Here is a 20918-nt window from a genome sequence, read left to right as displayed (position 1 = left end):
CCCCGGCCCAGCCCGCGGCCTCCGCCGCGCCGGCCGCCCCGGCTCCGGCCCCGGCCGCTCCGGCGAAGCCCGCCGCTGCCGCGCCCGCCGCCAAGGCGGCCGAGCCGGCCAAGGCTGCCAAGGAGGCCCCCGAGGGTCCCGAGATCGTGCCCCTCCGCGGTCCCTCCGCCGCCGTCGCGAAGAACATGAACGCCTCCCTGGAGCTGCCGACGGCCACGTCCGTCCGCGCCGTCCCGGTGAAGCTGCTCTTCGACAACCGGATCGTCATCAACAACCACCTCAAGCGCGCCCGGGGCGGGAAGATCTCCTTCACCCACCTCATCGGCTTCGCGATGGTGCAGGCCATCAAGAGCATGCCGTCGATGAACTGGTCGTACGGGGAGAAGGACGGCAAGCCGGTCCTGGTCAAGCCCCCGCACATCAACCTGGGCCTCGCCATCGACCTGGTGAAGCCGAACGGTGACCGCCAGCTCGTCGTCGCGGCGATCAAGAAGGCCGACACGCTGAACTTCTTCGAGTTCTGGCAGGCCTACGAGGACATCGTCCGCCGCGCCCGCAACAACAAGCTGACGATGGACGACTTCACCGGCGTCACCGTCTCGCTCACCAACCCCGGCGGCCTCGGCACCGTGCACTCCGTGCCGCGTCTGATGCCCGGCCAGTCGGTGATCATGGGCGTCGGCTCGATGGACTACCCGGCCGAGTTCCAGGGCACCTCCCAGGACACCCTGAACAAGCTGGGCATCTCCAAGGTCATGACGCTGACCTCGACGTACGACCACCGGGTCATCCAGGGCGCCGCCTCCGGCGAGTTCCTGCGGATCGTCGCCAACCTCCTCCTCGGCGAGGACGGCTTCTACGACGACATCTTCGAGGCGCTGCGCATCCCCTACGAGCCGGTCCGCTGGCTCAAGGACATCGACGCCTCGCACGACGACGACGTCACCAAGGCCGCCCGCGTCTTCGAGCTGATCCACTCCTACCGGGTCCGCGGCCACGTCATGGCCGACACCGACCCGCTGGAGTACCGCCAGCGCAAGCACCCCGACCTGGACATCACCGAGCACGGGCTCACCCTGTGGGACCTGGAGCGCGAGTTCGCGGTCGGCGGCTTCGGCGGCAAGTCGATGATGAAGCTCCGCGACATCCTCGGCGTGCTCCGCGACTCGTACTGCCGCACCACCGGCATCGAGTTCATGCACATCCAGGACCCCAAGCAGCGCAAGTGGATCCAGGACCGCGTGGAGCGCCCGCACGCCAAGCCGGAGCGCGAGGAGCAGCTGCGCATCCTGCGCCGCCTCAACGCGGCCGAGGCCTTCGAGACCTTCCTGCAGACGAAGTACGTCGGCCAGAAGCGGTTCTCGCTGGAGGGCGGCGAGTCCGTCATCCCGCTGCTCGACGCGGTCATCGACTCCGCGGCGGAGTCCCGCCTGGACGAGGTCGTCATCGGCATGGCCCACCGCGGCCGCCTCAACGTCCTCGCGAACATCGTCGGCAAGTCGTACGCGCAGATCTTCCGCGAGTTCGAGGGCAACCTCGACCCGAAGTCGATGCACGGCTCCGGCGACGTGAAGTACCACCTGGGCGCCAACGGCACCTTCACCGGCCTCGACGGCGAGCAGATCAAGGTCAGCCTGGTCGCGAACCCGTCGCACCTCGAAGCCGTGGACCCCGTCCTGGAGGGCGTCGTCCGCGCCAAGCAGGACATCATCAACAAGGGCGGCACGGACTTCACCGTCCTGCCGGTCGCCCTGCACGGTGACGCGGCCTTCGCCGGCCAGGGCGTCGTGGCCGAGACGCTCAACATGTCGCAGCTGCGCGGCTACCGCACCGGCGGCACGGTCCACATCGTCATCAACAACCAGGTCGGCTTCACCGCCGCCCCGGAGTCGTCGCGTTCGTCGATGTACGCGACCGACGTGGCCCGCATGATCGAGGCGCCGATCTTCCACGTGAACGGCGACGACCCGGAGGCCGTGGTCCGCGTGGCGCGGCTCGCCTTCGAGTTCCGCCAGACGTTCAACAAGGACGTCGTGATCGACCTCATCTGCTACCGCCGTCGCGGTCACAACGAGGGCGACAACCCGCAGTTCACCAACCCGCAGATGTACAACCTGATCGACAAGAAGCGCTCGGTGCGCAAGCTCTACACCGAGTCGCTGATCGGTCGCGGCGACATCACGCTGGAAGAGGCCGAGCAGGCGCTCCAGGACTTCCAGGGCCAGCTGGAGAAGGTCTTCGCGGAGGTCCGCGAGGCCACCTCGCAGCCCGCCCCGGCCCATGTCCCGGACGCCCAGGCCGAGTTCCCGGTGGCCGTCACCACCGCGGTCTCCCAGGAGATCGTCAAGCGGATCGCCGAGTCGCAGGTCAACATCCCCGACAACGTCACCGTCCACCCGCGTCTGATGCCGCAGATGCAGCGCCGCGCGGCCTCGGTCGAGGACGGCACGATCGACTGGGGCATGGGCGAGACCCTGGCCATCGGCTCGCTGCTGATGGAGGGCACCCCGGTCCGGCTCGCCGGCCAGGACACCCGCCGCGGCACCTTCGGCCAGCGCCACGCGGTCCTCGTCGACCAGGAGACCGGCGAGGACTACACCCCGCTCCTCTACCTGGCCGAGGACCAGGCCCGCTTCAACGTCTACGACTCGCTGCTCAGCGAGTACGCGGCGATGGGCTTCGAGTACGGCTACTCGCTGGCCCGCCCGGACGCGCTGGTCATGTGGGAGGCCCAGTTCGGTGACTTCGTCAACGGCGCGCAGACCGTCGTCGACGAGTTCATCTCCTCGGCCGAGCAGAAGTGGGGCCAGACCTCCGGCGTCACGCTGCTCCTGCCGCACGGCTACGAGGGCCAGGGCCCGGACCACTCGTCCGCCCGCCCGGAGCGCTTCCTCCAGATCTGCGCGCAGAACAACATGACGGTCGCCATGCCGACCCTGCCGTCGAACTACTTCCACCTGCTGCGCTGGCAGGTCCACAACCCGCACCACAAGCCGCTCATCGTCTTCACCCCGAAGTCGATGCTGCGTCTGAAGGCCGCGGCGTCGAAGGCGGAGGAGTTCCTCACCGGCGGCTTCCGCCCGGTGATCGGCGACGCGTCCGTGGACCCGGCCGCCGTCCGCAAGGTCGTCTTCACGTCCGGCAAGGTCTACTACGACCTCGAGGCCGAGCGTCAGAAGCGGGGTGTCAAGGACACCGCGATCATCCGGCTGGAGCGCCTGTACCCGCTGCCGGGTGCCGAGCTCCAGGAGGAGATCGCCAAGTTCCCGAACGCCGAGAAGTACCTGTGGGCCCAGGAGGAGCCGGCGAACCAGGGTGCCTGGCCGTTCATCGCGCTCAACCTGATCGACCACCTCGACCTGGCCGTCGGCGCGGACATCCCGCACGGCGAGCGCCTGCGCCGCATCTCCCGCCCGCACGGCTCGTCCCCGGCGGTGGGCTCGGCGAAGCGGCACCAGGCGGAGCAGCAGCAGCTGGTGAACGAGGTCTTCGAGGCCTGATCAGCCCTGCCGCACGGCACGTCCAGGAGGGCCCGGCCCCGCACCCGCGGGGCCGGGCCCTCCGGCGTGTCTGCGGCTGGGATTCCAGCCACCTTTCGGCTGAGCGTGCTCAGCGTGCTCAGCATGCTCAGCGTGCTGCTCAGATGATCGGCGGCTCGAAGTCCCAGTAGGGCCGGTTCCTGGATCGGGCGGAGACCGTGTGGACGTGCTGCGCCCCCAGGGTCGCCGCCAGGTCGTCCAGCGCCTCCGTCTCGATCTTGTCGGCGCGCCGGCGCTCACGCAGGCCGCGGAGGTCCGCCGCGTGGGCGATGCGCGCGGAGAGGGTCAGCGGATGGGTCCGGCCGAGGACCTCGGTGGCCCGGGCGATCGTGGCCTCGGTCAGGGCGGCCGCGCTCTCCGGATCACCGACCAGATTGCGCAGGGCGGACGCGTTGATGGCGCAGCCCAGTGCCCAGGGGTGCCGTTCGCCGACGGCCTGCGTCATGTCGGAGAGGGCATCCTCGACGTGGGCATGGGCCTGCTCGCGCTCCCCGACGTTGCGCAGGATGAGGGCGTGGTTCCCCTTGGTCCCCGCGGTGTACGGGTGGCGCTCGCCGAGCATGTCGGTGTAGCCGTCGACGACGCGTTCGCTTATGTCCCGGGCCTGGTCGATGTCGCCGTGCTCGCGCGCGAAGCAGCACTGGCTCGCGGCGAACATCATGGTGAGCGGATCGGCCTCGCCGAGCACCCGTTCGCAGCGCTCCAGCACACGGGTGAACAGCTCCTTGGCCTTGTCCCACTCGCCCATGCGGTACTGGCACAGGGCGAGGTTGTGCTCGGCCCGCAGGGTCTGCGGGTTGTCCCGGCCCATGACGAGGCGGTGCACGCGGACGCTCTGGGACTGCAGCGACTCGGCCTCGCCGTAGCGGCCGAGCAGGCGCAGATCCGTCGCGTAGTTGATCTCCGAGTAGAGGGTCCAGGCGTGCCGGGGGCGCAGCAGCTGCCTGCGGGCCTCCAATGTGCGCCGGTTGAGCTCGAGCGACTCCGTGTACCGACCGAGCAGGCGCAGTGAAATGGCCAGGTTGTTCTGGGCGTTGAGCGTGCGGGAGTCCTGCTCGCCCAGGAGCTCACGGTACGCCCCGAGGATCCAGCGGGACAGCTCGGCGGCCTCGTCGTACCGCCCCAGGCCGCGCAGATCGGCCGCCAGGCCGCCGGCGGCGCGGAGGTGCTCCAGGTCCTGCGGACCGCGCTCGTCCCGGAGGCGGTCGACGGCGGCGCGCTCGATGGCCTCGGTGCCGGCGTAGTCGCCGACGGCCCGCAGCACGTTGGCGTAGTGGTAGCTGAGGTCCCAGACCCGGGGATGGGTGTCGCCGAGGAGCGCCTTCCAGGCGGCCAGGGCCCGCTCGCCGAGCTTGATGCCCGCCCGGTACTCGCCCGAGAGGTACATGTAGCGCAGGCAGTTGAGGACCAGGGTCTGCACGGTCGGGTCGGTGCTCTGCAGGACGTCCGCGAACTTGAGGTGCGGGGTGAGCTCCGCGTACCGCGGCCACTGCCGGGTGTCGGTGGGACGGCCGGGGTCGGCGGCGGCGAGGGCGCGGCGGACGACCTCGATGAACTCCTTCCGGTCCCGTTCCGGGATGTCCTTGCGGACGATCTGGTGGACCATGCGGTGCAGATAGAGCGACTCGCCCGACGACGGCGCCTCGTCGGAGACCGACTCGTGGGACTCCAGCCGGACCACCGAGTACTGCCGCAGCTGGCCGATCGCCCTGTTCCACAGCAGCGGGTCGTTCATCAGCCCGGTCAGCTGCTCGGGCAGCACCCCGAGCGGCATCTCCTTCAGCAGCCGTACGGGTACGGAGCCCGGGGCGAAGAAGGTGCACAGGCGCAGCAGGTCGACGGACTCGGGGACGGTCTCGCGGAGCTTGTTGAGCAGTATCGACCAGGCGGTCTGGAAGGCGAGCGGGAAGTCCGCGGACACCTTGACGACGTCCTGGTCGATGCCGCCTTCGAGGAGCTCGATGTACTCCTCGACGGACATGTCCGAGTCGTTGAGCCAGCCCGCGGTCTGGTCGAGCAGCAGCGGCAGGTCCTCCAGCGCCTCGGCGAGCTGATCCGCCTCGGCGTGGGTGAGGCGCGGCGCGCGGCGGCGGATGAAGGCGACCGACTCGATCCGGTCGTAGACCGGCACTTCCAGCAGATTGCTGTTGTGCTCGCTCCACTCGGGGTTGCGCGAGGTGATCAGGACGTGGCCGGGTCCGGTCGGCACCAGGTCCCAGATGTGCTCGGGCTCGTCGGCCCCGTCCAGGACCAGCAGCCAGCGCGAGTACGGCTCCCCGCGCCGCAGCGCGTCACGGGCCGCGCGCAGCCGCTCACCGTACTCGGCGCCGGTGGACAGGCCCAGCGCCGGGGCCAGTTCGGCGAGTTTCTGCCGGTAGGTGACCCGCTTCTCGGCGGACACCCACCACACCACGTCGTACTCGGAGCCGAAGCGGTACACGTACTCGGCGGCCAGCTGGGTCTTGCCGACGCCCGACATGCCGTGCAGGGTCACCACGCCCGCCCCGGCGCCCGCCTCCTGGAGGGCGTGGTACGCGTCGTTGAGCAGCGGCTCACGGCCGGTGAAGCGGGTGTTGCGGCGTGGGACCCCGCCCCACACCTCGGGGGTGTCGGCGGGATAGCGGGGGCCGCGGCGGTCGTCGCCCGGCTCCGGCAGCGGGTCGGTGGGCAGGTCGAGGCGGGCGAGGAGGCGCCGCTCGGCCTCGTCGGCGCCGACGTTGGTGAGGTCGGCGGCGGCGAAGACGGCGGTGGCGGCGGGGATGCGGGAGGTGGTGATGTTGACGGCGGCGAACCGGTCGGGGTCGTTGGCCACCACCTCGCGGAGCGCCCTGTTCCACTCCTCGTGGCCGCGCGGGCCGACCTGGAAGTACCAGTCGCTGAGGACGACGAGAATGCGGCCGGGGGCCAGCATCAGATCCTGGAGCGCCTCCTCCAGCGGGGTCTCGACGGGCGGGTCCCAGCGCTGGAAGACGACGCGCGTCCCGCGGCGCTCGAGGCGGTCGCCGATCCAGGCCGCCCAGGCCCGGTTGAACCCGGCGAAACTGATGGTGACGGTTTGCGTCCCGGTGGCTCCAACTTGCTTACGTGCTCCGGGCATTGAACCGTCTCCCTGATTCGTCACAAGCCTTATGAACATACACCCGCGCCCGAGGTCCGCACCGGGCATCCGCACCGGCGAGGCGGCCTCCGCTCACGCCCGCGGCGCCCCGTTGCGCTGGCACCAGATCACGCGCGCGGTACTGACATATGCCACTGCGCGCGCCAGGTGCCCCGCAGGGGGCGGATGATCAGCCAGATGGTCGTAGAGCTCGATCATGCCGTTGACGAGGACCCGGCCCTCCCGCGTCAGCGCTCCTGAACCGGCCAGCACGGGCAGCACGGCCCCCACCTGCTCGCGGCAGCGTGCGTGCTCGGCCCAGGCCATGTCGCGGTGCCTGGCGTTCTGGGCACCGAGCGCGAAGCGCTGCCAGTAGTCGGCGAGTGCGACGTGCGAGTACGCCCCTTGCAGCAGCCCGTCGAACGGCCGGGGGTCGGACCGCCAGGGCGCGAAGTGCCGGGGTGCGGCCTCCTCGTGGTGCAGCGGCACGAGCGTGCCCAGCGCGGCCAGCTTGGTGTGCTGGAGCTCGTGGACGAGGGTCGACGCGATGAACGCAGGCGTGGACGGCTTGCTGCTGAGCACCGCGCCGAACGCCTCGCGCCGGGTGCCGCTGCAGTGCGCCGCGCCCTCCCCCGCGACCGTCGATCCGGGCGGCGGGGCGAGCGGGACCAGGCAGCGGAGCAGGGCCACGGCCTCGGTCAGCCGGTGTTCGCCGCCGAGCCGGAGCAGCGGCTCCACACCGGACCAGGACTGGGCCCAGTCCTTGCGCTCGCGCTCGTCGAGGCAGGCGGCGGGCTTGAGCCCGTGCTGCTCCAGTCCGCCTCCCGCCGTGCGGTAGGGGTGGAGGTCGTCCAGGGGTACGGGCAGGGCGCCCGGCAGGACGGCGGGCAGCGTGAACGCGGGGAGCCAGCGCGGGTCGTCGGAGTGGGCGCCGTCGGATCCGGCACGCACCACGAGAGGCGCCACTGCTGACCGACGGATGGTCAATTCGCCTTCGGCGAAGGCGATGTCGACCGGTCCCGGGGACACGCGCAGAGCTCCCAGGAGCGGGAGCGCGAGCGGTCCTTCACGGGCGGTGAGGCGTGCGGTGAAGGGCAGGCCCGCGCGGACCGCGCCCGCCGCCGCGACGGCCCCGAAGTGGTCGAGATCGGCGCGGAGTCCGGGGGTCGGGGCGGGTGCCGTCAGTCCGTACAGACAGCGGTGTGCCCAGGGCCCGATGAGCGGGTAGAACAGCAGCTCGCGCACCGCGGCCCGGTCGGCGCGCTCCGCGGCCTCCAGCAGCGCCCAGTCGTCGTTGAGCCGCTGGACCGCCTCCGGCGGACACACCGCCGCGGGGGCGTCCTGCGCCGCGTCCAGGAGGGCCCGCAGCAGGACGAGCCGGCGGGTGTGCTGGTCGCGTACGAGCAGGCCGAGTGTCTCGGTGCCGCCCTCGGTGCGGCCGAGTTCGTGCAGCGCCCGGTGCGGGACGGCGGGGGCGGGCACGGCGGCGCTCACCGGGCGGCCCCCGCGGTCGCGCCCGCCAGCCGGCCCGCCACATGGCGGATGAACCGGTCGAGGTCGGCGCAGTAGACCGAACGCCGGGTGAAGCCGTACCCGGCGCGATAGCGGTGGGCGTAGTGGCCGCCGCCGCAGACGGTGAGCAGCGGGCAGGCGCGGCATTCGGCGGCGAGCGCGGCGGCACCGGCCTGGCGGGCGGCGATCCCCGGGTGCCGCAGGGCCTCGTCGAAGCTGTGCCGGAAGATGTCGAGCCCGGTGGCGGCGGCCGTGTCGTACGCGGACTTCAGGGAGTCGACCTGCTCGATGGCTCCGTCGGTCTCGACGACGACGGCGTTGACGGGGTCCAGGCCGAGGGATTCGGTGGCGCCGGGCAGGCCGAGGAGCAGCGCGAGGCACTCCTCGAAGAGCCGGATCCGGGTCGCCCGGCGCTCGGCCGGCCACCAGTGGTCGAAGACCGTGCTCAGCCAGTCCCCGTACGGCGTGGCCCGGCCCTCCGGGTCCAGGCCCGGCGGCGGGCTGCTCCAGTTGCCGTGCGGGAGCAGCAGATCGATGGCGGGCGGCTTCAGGGCGAGCAGCGATGCGTACATCTCGGCCGGGTCGGTCCGGGGATCGACGACGGTGAGAATGCCCGCGTACGCGCCCGGATGGCCGTCGGCGAGGAGCCGGGCGCCGCGGGAGGCGGCGGGCCAGGACGGCCGTCCGGCGTGGTCGGTGCGCAGGGCGTTGTGGGCGGGCAGCCCGCCGTCGAGGCTGAGACCGATGCGGATGCCGTGCCGGGCGAGGGTGGTGACGCGGTCGTCGGTGAGCAGGGTGGCGTTGGTCTGCACTGTGGCGTGGACGGTACAGGCGGACGGGACCCGGTCGCGTACGAGATCGGTGAAGGCCGCGAGCCGGCCGGCGCCCGCGAGGAGCGGTTCGCCGCCGTGGAGGACGAGGGAGAGGTCGCTCAGGCCGTGCGCGGCGGCGTGCTCGGCGATCCGGGCCGCTGCGCGGTCGAGGACGTCGGGCGGGGCGGCGGCGGGACGAGTGCGCCAGGTGCGGTCGGGGCCGGCGTAGAGGTAGCAGTAGCGGCACGCGAGGTTGCAGCGGCCGTGCATCTTGACGATGAACTGCGCGAAGGGCACGGGGGGAACCGTCTTCCGAGACACTCCGGCACCCCCATGCTGTCCGGCCCCTGACACGCCTTCCGGGACGGCCCCCGCTGCCGGTCCGAGGCGAGTATCCCTGGCGGGCACGCCGGGCAAACCTCGAGCGGAGAACGTTGGCCTGTTCAACGGGCCCGCGGGCCGAAACCGTGTGGGGTTCCGGCCGGACGTGGGTCTGCCGGGCGCTTCGGAGCGCGGCTCGGCGCACGGTTCACGACGCGGTCCGACACGCCGTTCAGAAAGCGTTGTTGAAACCCCACAGCATCTCCCGCGGCTGCTCGACCCTGCCCCTCAGATCCGCCAGCACCTCGGAGAGCACCGGGTGGTCCAGGGTCCGCAGCGCCTCCAGGTCGAGGCCCAGCAGATCGGGCAGTGCCTCCGCGCCGTCCGCCGGTCCCTCCGCACCTTCACGTACCGACTCGCCCATCTCGTCTCCCCGTTGCCGTCGTGCCCGTCGTGTCCCGTCGCCCGTGTCGTGGCCGTCGTGGCCGGCGCTCGCGTCGCTCCGGTCGCTCCTGCCTGTCGCTCCGGACGCCGCTGCCGCTCAACGCTCCAGCTCGGCCAGCCGCTCCGCGGTGGCTTCGCCCTCGGCGCCTCCCCGGTCCGGCAGCTTGCGCCATTCCTGGGCCGCCGCCCGGTACGCCTCGCGCGCCGCCCTCGGGCGGCCCGCGTCCTCATAGGTCCTACCCCGCCAGTGGTTGGCCCTAGCATTCAACTCGACGGCGCGCTGAAGCTGTTGTGGAGTGTCCAGCTCCGCTTCGGCTTCCCTGGCGGACTCCGCGGCGTCGCGGAAGGCCTCCGCCGCCTCGTCGAGCCGGGCCGGCCTGCCCAGACTCCGGTACGCCGCCAGATGGGCCTTTCCCAGCTCGAGCCAGCAGCCCGCGGCGGTCAGCGGATGGCGGGCCTCCCGTGCCGCGAGCCCGAAGAGATGCTCGGCCTCGCGCAGATCCACCCGGTCGTCGGTGGCCGTGTGCCGCAGCATGAGCGCGCGGCCCAGCATCAGCACCCGCTCGGCCTGGTGGGCGCTGCCGGCCGCCGTCTCCGTACGGCAGTCGCGGAGCACCCGCACGGCGGCGCCGACGTGCGGGCGGCCGTCCGGGAGTTCCGCGCGCCGGAGCAGGGCGCTGCCCCACTCGGCGAGCAGATCGGCGTGGGCGCGCGAGTCGCGGGGCACGCCGCGGGACGCCTGGGCGAACCACTCGGCGGCCCGTTCCAACTGGGCCGGATCGCCGGACCGGTGTCCGGACGACTCGCCGGACCCGCCGCCGGACTGCTCCCCGGACCCTGCGCCGGACTGTTCGTACCGCGCCACACACACCCGTCCCGCACGGGTCTGGAGCGAGGCGCGCAGCCGGGGCTCGCGAGCCGTCTCCAGGGCCTGCTCGACGAGGGTGCCGGCCTCGTCCGCACCGTCGCCCGAGCGGAGGAGGGCGTCCACCAGGTCCAGCAGTATCCGCAGCTGGGTGCCGAGCGTCTGCCCACCGGTCCCGCCGCCCGTGCCGCCCGCCGGCGGACCGCCTCCGTCGGGCGCGAACGCCTTGCGCAGCGAGCGCGCCGCCTGCCCCGCGTACACCCGGGACTGTTCGGTGTCGGTCGTCGCCCCGGACAGCCGGAGCAGGGTACGGCCGTGCGCCAGCGGCAGGCTGAGCGGCCGGTTCTCCTGGTCGGGCCAGACGTCGGCGAACGCCTCCAGCATCCCCACTGCCCCCTGCAGCAGGGCGCTGTCGCCGCCGAGCCGCCACTGCGCCTCCAGGGCACGCACCCGTTCCAGGGTGAGCCGCAGCGCCTCCGCGGGGTCGAGGCCGGGAGCCGCGCAGGCCGCGGTGTACTCGCGGTCGGCGCGGCGCAGCAGCTCCAGGGCGCCGCGCCGGTCACCGCGCCGCCGCCGGTCGTCGGCAGCGGCGTGCAGCACCTTGGCCAGGACGGCGCGCTCCCGTACGGCGCCGGGGTGCGCCGATGCCCGTTCGGCGGCACGCTGCGCCTCGCGCAGCAGCTCCGCGTCGCCCTGGACCTCCCACAGCCGCAGCAGACAGCGGGCGAACTCCGCCCACAGTTCCGGACCGGGGCCGGGCCCGGCCTGCTGCTCGCGCTCGACCGCGCCGCGCAGCAGCTGCACGGCGTCCATCAGGTACTGCACCATGCCGTCGGACTCGAACTGCCGCGACAGCGCGCGGGCGCTCTCCAGCGCGGCGCCCGTCGCCCGCCCCGGGGCCACCGGGCCGCCGGACGACGCGCCCGTCCGGGACGCGAACTGCTCCGGGAGCGGCAGGAACCGCTCCAGTACGCGCGCCGCGACCTCCGCGAAGGGGTGCGGAACGCGCCGGCCCGCCCCCTCCCCGTTGTCTCCGCCGTCGCCGTTGTCTCCGCCGTCTCCGTTGTCGCCGTATGCGGAGTCCTCGGCAGCGCCTCCGGCCGCGAACAGGGAGCGGTGCCTTCCGTCGTCCAGCTGGGCCAGCGCGAGGGCCGGGAAGTTCGGCCCGCCCTTGCCGAACCGCTGCTCGATGTACTCCGAGCAGTGCTTGAGCACGAGGAGCGCCTCGTCCCGCCCCAGCGGCCCGAGCAGCGCCTCCCGCACACCGGGCACGAATGCGTACCACTGCCCGTCGTCCCCGTCCTCGGTACCGCCACCGGCCCGTGTGAGCAGTCCGCTCAGCAGGACTTCGGCGAGCTCGGACGGGCCCGAGTCCGGCAGCATCGTCCGCTGCACCAGCTGCATCACCGGCAGATGGAGCGGGGCGGCGGCCAGATACACGGCCAGCTGTCCGGCGGACGGGGAGGCCGCCGACCTGAAGTTGCTGACGAGCTGGAGCGGGGAGAGCCGCCGGCCCGCTGCGGGCGCCTGCAGCGCCTCATGGTCCGTACGCACCCAGCCGACGGCACCGGAGACCCGGCCCGCGCCCGTCCCCGACAGGAGCCTGGCCCAGGCGCCGAGCGCGCCCGCCACCGGCGGCAGTACGGGAATCGGGAGCTCACCACGCCGCGGACGCGGCGGTACGCCTCCGGCTCCGTCGCCGACCCTCAGTACGGTCGCACCGGCGGCCCCTTCGCCGCGGGACAGCACCCCGTAGGTGACGGGCAGCCGCGTGCGGTTCCACATCCGCTGCGGCAGCGGCTGTACGACGGCGACAGGCGCCTGGCGGGCCAGCTGGTGCAGCAGCCGGTGGGCGCGTCCGCTGCGCCACAGCGGCCCCGCGCAGTCGCTGAGCAGGACGGTGACCCGGCGTCCTGTCGGATCGCTGAGCCGGTCCGCGGAGAGCAGGGGCGCGGCGGCCCGGCCGAGGCTGCGACTGACCAGGGGCGAGCCGTCGGGCCCCTCGTGCAGATAGCGCGCCTGGACGTCCCTGAATGCACCCAACTGGCCGAAAATCTGCTGGAGTTCGCCGAACAGACGGTCCCAGACCCGCATCGACGACGAGGCGTCCATGACGAACTGCAGCAGTGCGTCCGCCCGCTGGACCCCGCGGAACACCGGGATGATCAGCCCGCCCGCACGGGCGCTGAGTTCCGCGGTCGCCGTCTCGTCCAGGGTGCGGCGCAGCGGTGCGGCGGCCGGCCGGTAGCGCTGCAACGGACGCAGGGCGCGCTGCAGTTCGAGCGGGGCCGGCAGGGTGGGCGCGGCGGGAACGCCCAAGGGGAGCGCCGCGGAGCCACGGCGTCCTGCCGCCGCCTTCGGGCCGTCACGCGGCGGTACGGGATACAGGGCGATCAGCCGGTCGCCTTCGGCGGGGTCGGGGCGCTGCGCCGGTGCGTCGGCCGGCGGGGTTTCCGTGGCCGGCGGGAGTGGGTCGGGCCGCGTGCCGGGGCCAGGGTCGGGCGGTGCGGGCGCGACGGGCTCGGGCGCGGGTTCCGGGTCCTGCTCCGGGCGCCGGGTCCAGCGGGCCAGCCAGAGGGCGTCGCAGAGCTGTTCCGCGTCCGGGTCGAGGCCGAGTTCGCGCAGCCGGGCGACGAACGCGGGCAGCAGCCCGCCGTCGTACGGCTTCGGCCGGCCGTCGTCAGGCTGGCCGGGGTCCGTGCGGTCGGGGACCCTGCGTTCGGGGTCCCTGCGCTCGGCGTCCGGACGGTCGCCCGGCGTGCCGTCCGGTCCCGGTCCGTGCCGTGCAGCGGCGTCGGGCATCAGCGCATCACCTCGGCCGGTCGAGTCGCTGGATGAGCAGTTCGGCGAGGCGGTCCCGGCCTGCGGGTGCGGCGGCGTCCGTGAGGTAGATCGCGTTCAACAGCTGGTCGGTGGCGAGGAGTTCGCTGCGCGACCGCTCCAGGAAGTGGGCGATGAGATCCTCGCCCGAGCGTGCCGCCTCGGCGCCGAGATGCGCACGTACGAAGGTGGCCAGCCTCTGGTGGTCGGGGCGGCCCAGCTCCAGATGGATGCACCGGCGCATCAGGGGCGCGGGGAAATCGCGCTCCCCGTTGCTGGTGAGGACGACGAACGGGAAGGCCCGGCACTGCACCCGGCCGCCCTTCACCGTCACCCTGGCGCCGTCGTGGGTGAGGACCCGGGCCTCGCCGCCGGGCAGCCGGTCGGCGATCCGCTCCAGCTCGGGGATCTCGAACTCCCCCTCCTCCAGGACGTTGAGCAGGTCGTTCGGCAGGTCGATGTCGCTCTTGTCGAGCTCGTCGATGAGCAGCACCCGGGGCCGGTCCGACGGCAGCAGCGCGGTGCCCAGCGGGCCCAGCCGGATGTAGCTGCCGATGTCGTCGGCGGGCCGCTCATCCGACGCCTCCGCGCTGTGCGCGGCGATCTGGACGTCCTGCAGCCGGGCGATGGCGTCGTAGCGGTACAGCCCGTCCTGGAGAGTGGTGCGGCTGACGACGGGCCAGCGCAGCACGCGGCCGAGCCCCAGCTCGTGCGCGACGGAGTGGGCGAGGGTGCTCTTACCCGCGCCGGGACTGCCGGTGACCAGGAGCGGGCGCCGCAGATAGAGCGCCGCGTTGATCATTTCGAGCTCCTCGGCGCCCGGCCGGTGGAGTTCGGCCTCGTGCCGGTAGCCGCCGAGGCGCCGGTCGGCGGAGCCGTCCTGCCCCTCGCCGGGCTCGCCGTCGGCGGTGGCGGCGTCGTGCCGGCCCGCGAAGTCCCGCCAGGGCGGCGGGGGCGGCAGGTGCTCGATGCCGTTGTGAGGTTCGCCCGCGCCTCGGTAGATGAGCCACTCGCTGGGTTCGCTCATTGCGTGTTCCTCGTCGTCGCTCGCGTCACTGGCGTCACCATTGGCGTATCTGGCGTCTCTGGCATGACTCGGGTCACTGGCGTCACTCGTCCGCAGGGGGCGGCTGCAGCCGATCGTGCTTCACGGTAGCGAGCCGTTGTACGGACCGTAAGGGGAGGACCGGACCGGCCGTTCACGGCGCCTCCAGCAACTGCCCCGCGCCGGGCAGGGGATGGTGCGGGTCGTCGTAGAGCAGGGCGATCCCGTCCGACCAGTACGTCTCCGTGCGCCCCGCGAGCACCCCGCGCCTCAGTTCGTGCACCCTCCGCGGCAGTTGGCCGGCGGTCCTTGCCTCGGTGAGCGTGTCCGCGGCCCGCCGGTGGAACTCCGAGCAGACGCCGTCGGACCGGGCGGCGTCCGTACCGCGCCGCCACAGGGCGACGCCGAAGCCGCCGTCGAGCACGCGTACGAGTCCCGCCGTGGACTCCGGGGCCGGCGGCGCGCCGAACCGGCAGAGCACCGGGACCGTTTCGTGTGCCAGCGCGCGCAGCTCCGCCACCTCGGGGACAGCTACCCGCAATCCGTCCTCGCAATCGACGACCGCGGCCCGCATCAGGGCACTGCTCGTACGGTTCCAGCGCGCAAAGCGCTCCGCCGCCGCGGCGTCCGTCGGCGGCGGTTCCAGATCGGAGCAGCGCACGACCACGGGGCGTACGGCCCCGAGCGGTGGCCCGTCCGGCGGTACGCGCCAGTTCTCGACGTCGAGTCCGAGCAGCGCCCGCACCATCGCCACCTGCAGCACCGCGGGGCTGCCCGGCTCGTCGCACCGGCGGAAGGCCTCGGTGAGGGGCGCGGCGATCCTGGCCGGGAGGGCGCCGAGCGCCGTGCCGTTGCTGTCCTCGGCGACGGGCCGGAAGTCCCCGGTGTGGTGGGCGACGCCGATCCGCCAGTCGTAGCGGTCCCGTTCCCAGCTGCGTGGCTCCAGCTCCAGCAGGACGAACGGGCGTTCATCCTGCGGGGCGGGCTCGCCCGCGGGCTCCGGCGCGGGGGTGCGGTGGTGCTCGTGGTCCGCGCGGTGGCTGTGCCACTGGAGCGTGAGCTCGCCCCGGAACTCCCGGGTGAGGCGGTCGTCGGCGACCCGCTTCACCCATTCCCACAGGGACTTCTCGGCGGTCAGCGCGGAGGGTGCGGCATAGGGCCGCTCGGCGGCGATGACGCCCATGCAGTAGCGCAGGACCAGCTCCAGCGCACCGTCCCCGCTCGTGGCCTCGTACAGCGCGCCGAGTCCGTCGCGCCAGCCGCGCGGCGCCGGCCCGTGGTCGCCCGGCCGGCTCCCGGGCAGCCGGGACAGCAGGCCGAGGAGGCTGTGGGTGCTGACCGGCGGCGGGAACTCGGCGAGCCGCCCGAGGAGGTCGATGCGCTGCTGCGGACTGAGCGCCCGCCCGGCGGACCCGGGGCGCAGTTCGCTCTGCACGTCGGCCCAGGTGCGGTCGGTGCCGACGGGGCTGGTGTGCCGGTCCGCGTGGTAGCGGTCGTGGGCGTGGAAGACGGCCTGGTAGACGTCGTCCGTCTCGGCCGTGATCACTCCCGTGGGTACGGGCAGCGAGCGGAGCCGCTCGACCCCGATGGAGGTGCCGCCCTTGCCGCTGTCGAGACGTGACTTCAGTACGCCGACGACCTCGCCGCGCGCCAGGTCGACCGCGGGCCCGCCGGAGACACCCGGCACCAGCCAGTCCCCGTCGAGCCGGATCTGCTCGTCGGCGTCGGCCCAGCCGCCGAACGTACCCATCACCTCGCACCGCCCGGTGAGCCGCTTCGGCCGCCCGTCGGCGACGGTCCACCCGGCGTAGAGGACACTGCCCCCGGCGAACAGGGCACCGGGCCGCTCGCTGACGTAGACGCAGGCGTGCTCGACGGGCCTCAGCAGCTGGATGAGCGCGAGATCGGGGGCCGGCCACCCCCCGGCCCGCACGCCGTGGGAGTCGTACGAGCCGTAGGAGCTCTGCGAGCCGTACGAGCCGTACGGATCTTCGGGCGCCGCGGCCTGGCGGCTCTCGGGCAGGGCGGCGACGACGGTGCCGCGGACCGACGTCTCACCGCGGCCGGGGGCGCTCTCGAAGACGATGTCCACCTCGCGCCCCTCCCCCTGCATCGCGACGTGTGCACACGTGAGGACGTAGCTGGGCGCGACGAAGAACCCGCTCCCGAGGAAGCCCCCACCCGGTCCGCCAGGAGCATGCCCCGGGTCCGTCCCGTGGATACGTACGGTCGCCGCCATCACGAGGTTCAGGAGGGCACGACGCGTCCGCTCCGGAACGCCCCCTGCGCCCCCTTCCGGCCCTTCGTTCATGATCCGCCGCCGCCGGGCGGCGTGGCGCCGTCCGGGTGCACCGGTGCGCCGGGCGTGCCGGGTGCACCGGACGCTGCGGGCATGCCTGGCGCCGTCCAGCCGCCCGTGGCCGTGGTGGGGGGCGCGGGGGGCATCGGCGGGGCGGGCGGGGTCGCCGTCTGCGGAGGCACGGTCGGGGCGGGCGGGGCGTCGACGGGCGGGCCGCCACCGTTCCAGGTGAGCGTGACCTTGATGGCGCCCTTGGCCTCCCCGTCCGCGAGCAGCCCGACGACCTTGCCCGCCTTGGCCGTGAGCTCGATCCCGAACTCCACGCTCACCTCGTCGGGCCGCACGGCGCGCAACGGCTCGGCGAGCGACCGCGCGACGCCGGTGACGACCCCCTGCAGACTCTCGACCCTGGCCTGCACCTGCTCCGCGAATCCGGTGTCGCTGTACGACAGCCCTCCGGGCGTGCCGCCGGGTGCCTCACCCTGTCCGCCGGGCGGTCCACCGGGCGTGGACGGCCGCGCCCGCTCCAGCTCCTCGGCACCGGAGATCCGGGCCCAGACCGGTGTGCCGTCCGGCAGCACGATGCGCGTGATGCGAGCCTCACTGTCCCCCATGGCATCCCCCGTTCCCCCAACTCCCCGCAGATTAACCCCAGTCCGGGGCCGATGTGGGCGCCACCGTGCAGGACGCCGGGGAGCGGCCACCGGTTCGGGCCGGGGCTCGTCCGGCGGGGACATTAGGCTGTTTGCCATGTACTTCACCGACCGTGGCATCGAGGAACTGGAGAAGCGGCGCGGCGAGGAGGAGGTCACCTTCGAGTGGCTCGCCGAGCAGCTGCGCACGTTCGTCGATCTCAATCCCGACTTCGAGGTCCCCGTCGAGCGGCTGGCCACCTGGCTGGCGCGGCTCGACGACGAGGACGACGAGGAGTAGGCGCGGCGGCCACCGCCGGCCCCGCTGTCGTCGGCCGCGCGGTCACGACGCGCCGGTGCGCGTGCGCAGGCGGTCGTAGGCCAGACCGAGGACGCCGTGGGCCAGCAGGACCGCGCCCGCCGTCGTCCAGCCGGGGCTGCGGCGGGTGAGGCCCCAGGCCGTGAGGGGGAGGCCGGCGGCGAGCTGGACCGCGGAGAGCACACGGGCGGTCGGGCCGACGAGGTACGGGCCCAGCGGGCCGGCCTCGACGGCGTCGAGCTCCGCCCGGACCGCATCGCGCCAGCCGTGCCACTCCACGGGCTCGGCGCCGGGCAGCACATGGGCGACCGAGCGGAGCCGGTCGGCGGGTTCACCGGGGGTGAGGCCCGCGGGCAGGGCCAGGCCGGTGCCGGCCAGGACCGCGATCAGACCGAGGAGCCGGGCGCGGGCGTCCGCGTCGGAGTCGGGGCGGGTGAGGGGCTCCAGGGCCTGGACGTCCAGGACGGGGTCGAGGCCCAGGCGCGTCGCGAACGTCCGCATCGCCTCGTCCTCGCCGACCGGGGTGCCGTCCGCCAGCCAGATGTAGCCGACGGTGCGCCGGAAGCCCGCGGCGAGGGTGTAGCCGGCCCGGTCGGCGTCCCACCACAGGGCCAGGACCGGCCAGTTCGTGCCGACCGCGAGGGCCGTCGCCCAGCCGGCGACGACCCGGTCGACGGGCTCGGCGCCGTTCAGCCAGGGCTTGCCCTCCGGGACGAGCACGCTCCAGCCGTCGCCGGCCGGGGCGAGTACGAGCTGCTCGCGCAGGAAATGGGCCGAGGGCCGTACGGCGGCCGGCTCGGCCCGGCAGAGGAGCAGAGCACCCACGGATGTCGCGTCCATGCGCCATACGCTAGGACACTTTGCCCACATTTGATGTGCATGGCATCGCCCGGCTCTCCGCCCTCAGGACGCATCTTGACTTTCGGGGATCGCGATATATCGTATCCATCAGAAGACGCGATATGTTGCGTCCAGGCCGGCCCGGGAGGTCAGCACCATGCCAGACTCGACGTGGACAGTCACCGAGCCCCAGAAGCTCACCTTCGACGAGCCCGTGACATCGGTGAACGTGCGCATCGTCAACGGGACGGTGAACGTCGTGGGTACCGACGAGAGTTCCTCCCGTCTGGAGATCTCCGCGGTCGAGGGGCCGCCCCTCGTCGTGGAGCGGACCGGGTCCACCCTCTCCGTCGCGTACGAGGACCTGCCCTGGAAGGGCTTCCTCAAGTTCCTGGACCGCAAGGGCTGGCACCGCAGCGCGGTGGTGTCCCTCGCCGTCCCCGCCGACGCGACCGTGGAGGTCGGCGTCATCGGCGCCGGCGCCGTCGTCTCCGGGATCCGCGGACGGACGGACGTGCGCGGCGTCAGCGGCGACACCACCCTCGTCGGCCTGTCCGGCACGGTCCGGGCCGAGAGCGTGTCCGGCAGCCTGGAGGCCCAGGCGGTCACCGGCGACCTGCGCTTCAGCTCCGTGTCCGGCGATCTGACGGTGATCGAGGGCGCGGGTTCGTCCGTACGGGCGGACTCGGTCAGCGGCGCCATGGTGATCGACCTGGACGGGACCCCGACGGACATCCGGCTCACCAACGTCTCCGGCGAGGTCGCCATCCGGCTGCCGCACCCCGCGGACGCACGCGTCGAGGCGAACACCGCGAGCGGGTCCGTCTCGAACGCCTTCGAGGACCTCCGCGTCAGCGGGCAGTGGGGCGCGAAGAAGATCACCGGCACGCTGGGCTCGGGCAACGGCACGCTGCGGGCCACGACCGTGTCCGGCTCCATCGCGCTGCTGCGGCGCCCGCCCGCGGAGGACGAACCGTACGAGGACGCGCCCGCCCCCGGCGACGCACCCACCGGAAAGGTGCTCTGACATGCCCCCCGTCTTCGCCCATGGCCGCCTCCGTCTGTATCTGCTGAAGCTCCTCGACGAGGCGCCGCGCCACGGCTACGAGGTGATCCGCCTGCTGGAGGAGCGCTTCCAGGGGCTGTACGCACCGTCCGCCGGCACCGTGTACCCGCGGCTGGCCAAGCTGGAGGCCGAGGGCCTGGTCACGCACGCCACCGAGGGCGGCCGCAAGGTCTACTCGATCACCGACGCGGGGCGCGAGGAGCTCGCCGGGCGCAGCGGTGAACTGGCCGACCTGGAACTGGAGATCCGCGAGTCCGTCTCGGAGCTGGCCGCGGAGATCCGTGACGACGTGCGGGGCGCGGCGGGAAAGCTGCGCAGCGAGATGCGCGCGGCGGCGTCGGCGAACCGGCGCGGCGCCACGGGCGGCGCGGGCACCGGCCCCGGCGGCTCGGGCACCGGCTCGGGCCTCGACGACAGCGAGACGTGGCGCGCGGCGAAGGAGGAGCTGCGGCGGGCCAGGCAGGAGTGGAAGGAGCAGGCGCGCCGGGCGAAGGACGAGTCACGGCGGGCCCGTGAGGACGCGCAGGCCGCGCGGCGCCAGGCCAAGGAGGCGCAGGAGCGGGCGCGCGAGGAGGTCCAGCGCATCGCCCGCCAGGTCCAGGACCAGGTCCAGGGCCACTTCGCGCGGGGCGACTGGCCCACAGGGGTACGGGAAGGGCTCTCGGAACTCACCTCCCAGCTGGGCAACATGGCGCGGGGCACGACATGGCCGCCGTACGTGAAGCCCGAGCCGGCGGACGCGGACCCCGACTGGGCGAAGGACGCGACGGGGTCGGATGACCCGGCGCGCGACCTGGAGCGCCTGCTGGACCGCTTCCGCGACGACGTCCGCGACGCGGCACGCGACCACGGCGTGACCTCGGCCCAGCTGGGCGAGGCCCGCCACCACCTCTCCACGGCGGCGGCGCACATCGTGGCGCTGCTCCGCGGGGCGTCGTAGGCCCACGCGGGGTTGCCCCCCGTGGGGTTGCCCCGTGGCGGGCCGCTGGGCTTTGGGCTTCCCCGGGTACCCCGTGCCGCGGGGTGCGGGGCACGGTGTGCCCGGTACCGCGCGGGCGGGCGATGTGTCGTCCTCAAGCGCCGGACGGGCTGGGGCTGTCGGGGTCGGCCCGTGCCGGATCGCTGGGGTCGGGGGCCGCTCCGGGGCTCGTGTCCTGGACTGCGCCGCATCCGATATGCGGCTCCGCCGCGTGGTCACCGCGCTTCGCGCGAGGTGACTGGTTTGGTGGTCAGGCTGGAATGGGGATCCAGGCTCCTCGGCCGTCGAAGAGCTGGGTAACCACGTCGAGCAGGTTCTTGCCCTGTTT

General features: G+C 73.3%; 13 protein-coding genes. 4 read left to right on the top strand and 9 right to left on the bottom strand.

Going from position 1 to position 20918, the window contains the following annotated elements:
* Positions 1 to 3500, top strand: a 3500-nt coding sequence (locus ACFV9O_RS35575; protein ID WP_385425800.1) for a multifunctional oxoglutarate decarboxylase/oxoglutarate dehydrogenase thiamine pyrophosphate-binding subunit/dihydrolipoyllysine-residue succinyltransferase subunit, incomplete at its 5' end; no start/stop codon positions are given.
* A gap of 139 nt (positions 3501 to 3639) precedes the next feature.
* On the opposite strand, the gene fxsT is transcribed toward ACFV9O_RS35575, so the two are convergent.
* The 8 genes from fxsT to ACFV9O_RS35535 all read right to left on the bottom strand — a co-directional run bounded on the left by fxsT (position 3640) and on the right by ACFV9O_RS35535 (position 17368).
* On the bottom strand, positions 3640 to 6636 hold the full coding sequence (fxsT, locus tag ACFV9O_RS35570) for an FxSxx-COOH system tetratricopeptide repeat protein (protein WP_385425797.1): 2997 nt from the start codon (positions 6634 to 6636) through the stop codon (positions 3640 to 3642).
* 93 nt (positions 6637 to 6729) lie between these two features.
* Complete coding sequence (locus tag ACFV9O_RS35565) at positions 6730 to 8130, bottom strand: aKG-HExxH-type peptide beta-hydroxylase (RefSeq protein WP_385425794.1); 1401 nt, start codon at positions 8128 to 8130, stop codon at positions 6730 to 6732.
* Positions 8127 to 9257 (bottom strand): FxsB family cyclophane-forming radical SAM/SPASM peptide maturase, encoded by a 1131-nt coding sequence (locus ACFV9O_RS35560; protein ID WP_385425791.1) that lies wholly within the window; start codon positions 9255 to 9257, stop codon positions 8127 to 8129. Before ACFV9O_RS35560 ends, ACFV9O_RS35565 begins: the two co-directional genes overlap by 4 nt.
* 256 nt (positions 9258 to 9513) lie before the next feature.
* On the bottom strand, positions 9514 to 9705 hold the full coding sequence (gene fxsA / locus ACFV9O_RS35555) for an FxSxx-COOH cyclophane-containing RiPP peptide (RefSeq protein ID WP_385425788.1): 192 nt from the start codon (positions 9703 to 9705) through the stop codon (positions 9514 to 9516).
* A 117-nt stretch (positions 9706 to 9822) separates the two neighbouring features.
* Complete coding sequence (locus ACFV9O_RS35550; RefSeq protein ID WP_385425785.1) at positions 9823 to 13392, bottom strand: SAV_2336 N-terminal domain-related protein; 3570 nt, start codon at positions 13390 to 13392, stop codon at positions 9823 to 9825.
* 7 nt (positions 13393 to 13399) lie between these two features.
* Complete coding sequence (locus tag ACFV9O_RS35545) at positions 13400 to 14437, bottom strand: AAA family ATPase (protein WP_385425782.1); 1038 nt, start codon at positions 14435 to 14437, stop codon at positions 13400 to 13402.
* 172 nt (positions 14438 to 14609) lie between these two features.
* Positions 14610 to 16694, bottom strand: a complete 2085-nt coding sequence (locus ACFV9O_RS35540; protein ID WP_385425779.1) for a trypsin-like peptidase domain-containing protein — start codon at positions 16692 to 16694, stop codon at positions 14610 to 14612.
* Positions 16695 to 16762: 68 nt separating this feature from the next.
* Complete coding sequence (locus ACFV9O_RS35535; RefSeq protein WP_385425776.1) at positions 16763 to 17368, bottom strand: CU044_2847 family protein; 606 nt, start codon at positions 17366 to 17368, stop codon at positions 16763 to 16765.
* A 136-nt stretch (positions 17369 to 17504) separates the two neighbouring features.
* On the opposite strand from ACFV9O_RS35535, the gene ACFV9O_RS35530 reads away from it, so the two are divergent.
* Positions 17505 to 17687: a DUF6104 family protein gene (locus ACFV9O_RS35530; protein WP_005312030.1), complete on the top strand. Its 183-nt coding sequence runs from the start codon at positions 17505 to 17507 to the stop codon at positions 17685 to 17687.
* 42 nt (positions 17688 to 17729) lie between these two features.
* Here ACFV9O_RS35530 and ACFV9O_RS35525 read toward each other — a convergent pair whose 3' ends face one another.
* A complete protein-coding gene (locus ACFV9O_RS35525) occupies positions 17730 to 18545 on the bottom strand; it encodes a hypothetical protein (protein ID WP_385425772.1) in 816 nt (271 codons plus the stop codon).
* 157 nt (positions 18546 to 18702) lie between these two features.
* On the opposite strand from ACFV9O_RS35525, the gene ACFV9O_RS35520 reads away from it, so the two are divergent.
* Together ACFV9O_RS35520 and ACFV9O_RS35515 are read left to right on the top strand one after the other, a co-directional pair.
* Positions 18703 to 19572 (top strand): DUF4097 domain-containing protein, encoded by an 870-nt coding sequence (locus ACFV9O_RS35520; protein WP_385425769.1) that lies wholly within the window; start codon positions 18703 to 18705, stop codon positions 19570 to 19572.
* A gap of 1 nt (position 19573) precedes the next feature.
* Positions 19574 to 20551 (top strand): helix-turn-helix transcriptional regulator, encoded by a 978-nt coding sequence (locus tag ACFV9O_RS35515; protein WP_385425766.1) that lies wholly within the window; start codon positions 19574 to 19576, stop codon positions 20549 to 20551.
* Positions 20552 to 20918: the final 367 nt, after the last annotated feature.

Origin of the sequence: Streptomyces sp. NPDC059909, from assembly GCF_042730885.1 — a bacterium.
GTDB lineage: Bacteria > Actinomycetota > Actinomycetes > Streptomycetales > Streptomycetaceae > Streptomyces.
Note: the sequence above shows the minus strand (reverse complement) of the source record. Positions and strands in the feature narration are given on the sequence as shown.